Raw genomic sequence first — 2,743 nt, 5'->3', positions numbered from 1 at the left:
TCCCTTCTATATCCTCGCCTGATACGTATACAAATCATAATACCTTCCACGCTGCTCCATCAACTCCTCATGCCTGCCCCGCTCAATGATCTCGCCCTTTTCTACCACCAAAATCTGGTTGGCCTGCCGGATGGTGCTCAGTCGGTGGGCGATGACAAAAGTCGTCCTCCCCTTCATCAGTTCTTTCAGACTCCGCTGGATTAAGGTTTCACTTTCCGTATCCAAGTTGGAGGTTGCTTCATCCAAAATCAGAATCCGCGGATCAGCCAAAATTGCCCGGGCAATGGTGATCCGCTGCTTTTGGCCACCGGAGAGTTTCACGCCTCTTTCCCCTATCAGGGTATCCAGCCCATCTTCAAACCTGTCTGTAAATTCATCCACATGGGCCGCATAAACCGCCTGCATCAACTGTTCCGGACCGGCATCAGGTCTAGGAAAAAGGATGTTTTCCCTTATAGTGCCTTCAAATAAAAAGTCATCCTGCAAGACCACCCCTAATTGGCTTCTATAGCTGGCTAAACTGACCTGCTGCAGGTCCTGGCCATCTACACTGACCGTTCCGGAAGCGGGGTTTAGAAAGGAAGCCACCAATCCGGCAATGGTGCTCTTGCCCGACCCGGAAGTCCCTACCAAAGCGGTCATGGTACCGGCGCCTGCTTCAAAGCTGACCTCCTTGACCACATTTTTCCCTGCTTCATAAGCAAAGCTTACCCGGTCAAAAGCAACATCCCCATGGATATGGGGCAGCTGTATGTTCCGGACCTTTTCATCCTCCTCCAAAGGCTGGTTCATGATCTCCTCGGTCCTGTCAAGCCCGGCAAATGCTTCGGTCAGCTGGCTGCCAATATTGCTCATCTGCACTATGGGGGCAATCATAAACCCCAAATACAAGGTAAATGCCAGAAAATCCCCAAAAGTCATCTCACCTTCCATGATCATATAGCCGCCAATGCCCATTATGCCAGCCGATGCCAGCCCCAATAAAAAGGTGGCCGAACTGGTCACCATACTCGTAGCGGTAAGGCTGGATTTGATATTGAGATACAGTCTCAACACCCCGTCTTCAAAGGTTTTGATTTCCTGGTTTTCGGCATTGAATCCTTTGATCACCCGGATCCCCCCCAGTGTTTCGGTCAACCGGCCTGTTACCTGCGCATTGATTTTACCTCTTTCCCGAAAAATGGGTCGGATGCGTCCAAAAGCCTTTAATGAAATCAATCCAAAAACCGCCACGGGCACCAAGACATACAGGGTCATCATGGGGCTGATATAAATCAACAGTCCCAGACAAATGATAGAGGTCAGTATCCCTCCGAACATCTGTGCCAGACCGGTTCCGACCAGGTTCCTTACCCCTTCCACATCCGTCATGATGCGGGATACCAACTCCCCTGTCTTGGCATTGTCAAAAAACCGGATTGGAAGACGGATGATATGTTGCTGCACCTTTACCCTTAATTTGGCAATCAAATGCTGGGCTTCCACACTGAGGATCTGGGTCAGCGCAAATGAGGTCACTGCCTGTACCGTCACGGCAGCCCCCACAGCTATCACCAGCCATTTGAGCAATTCCATATTGGAATTGGGGATCACATCGTCCATCAGGTATTTGCTGGCACCAGGAAGTACCAGGCCCGCCAAGCGGCTGATGATGATCAAAAAAAGACCCAAGAACAGGTGCTTTCGTCTGGGCCAAATGATCGTTTTAAAAACATGACCTATGGTCACTTTTTTTTCTTTTCTGCTAGTTGTCATAGTTAAAAACAAAAGAGGCAATTTTCAACGAAAACTGCCCCCTGTTAGTTCGTCAATTTCTGCTCCGCTGACTAAATCCTATTTTTCCCATAGACTCTTTGTACAAAAATAGTAGCCACACCACGCTGTTTGGATAAATGAAATCCGTGCAAACCTGTCTAGCGCCAGATGGATTTCCCGTCATTCGACGGGACAGGCTGTGTAAACTTGGTCGTGGCGGATTCGTGGGTAAAAACAAATTATCTTTCAGGCCATATTCTTTATTATCCTACGAGTTTAATTCAAATGGGCCCTTTGTTTCATTCTGGACTTAGTAGAAATAACCCCAAAAATCAGGATATTGATCAATATGCCAAGTATCAGCAACAAGGCCATTTCAAATTTACTCAAAACAGAGCTTCCCGCTTTGATGCGCTGGGACTGGTCATTCAGCTCCTTGCCAATGGCCAATTGTATTTCTGACAACTCGTTTAGGTTTCCTGAAGCCTTAGTGATCAGTTCATAAAAGGCCAGCTTGTCGGCGGTGAAATTCACCGGATCACCGGCATCCCTGGAAATATCCGATTCCAACACATACAAATCTTCAATATTGTTCCTTAATGACGTCAAAAAAACAGCCTCCTCACCGGTCAGATGGGTAGCTTCAAAAGCGATCAAAATCGAATCGATTTCGGCATTATACAGCTGGTTCTCCCCTAGGCTCTTGAGATAATCCTCCTTGCCTTCACATGATTCCAACAGCATCTGCTTTCTTAGCAGGTTTTCTGAAAGGTGAAAAATATAGCTTTCCGGTAAAAGCCGGTCCTCATAAATGGTGGTAAATGAAGAAGTCAAATCAGAGACATTTTCCTCTTCCACCAGGTTTTTAATGAACACTGCAACAAATACCACCATTAACAAAATGGCTAACTTCACTCTATTTTTGATACTATGAGCCCATTGCATAAGCTTCTCCCTCCTTTAATAATCTATACGAAAAACCCCACAC

The 2,743-nt window shown here is 46.9% G+C and carries 2 protein-coding genes; both read right to left on the bottom strand.

The window, feature by feature from the left end; translation table 11 throughout:
- Nucleotides 1-6 precede the first annotated feature (6 nt).
- Entirely contained in the window at nt 7-1,755 is a 1,749-nt protein-coding gene (locus tag ACYVAA_RS22625) for an ABC transporter ATP-binding protein (protein WP_460546290.1), read from the bottom strand.
- Nucleotides 1,756-2,031: 276 nt separating this feature from the next.
- Entirely contained in the window at nt 2,032-2,700 is a 669-nt protein-coding gene (locus tag ACYVAA_RS22620) for an MCP four helix bundle domain-containing protein (protein WP_460546287.1), read from the bottom strand.
- Nucleotides 2,701-2,743 lie beyond the last annotated feature (43 nt).

This window comes from Echinicola sediminis (assembly GCF_054777495.1).
Note: the sequence above shows the minus strand (reverse complement) of the source record. Positions and strands in the feature narration are given on the sequence as shown.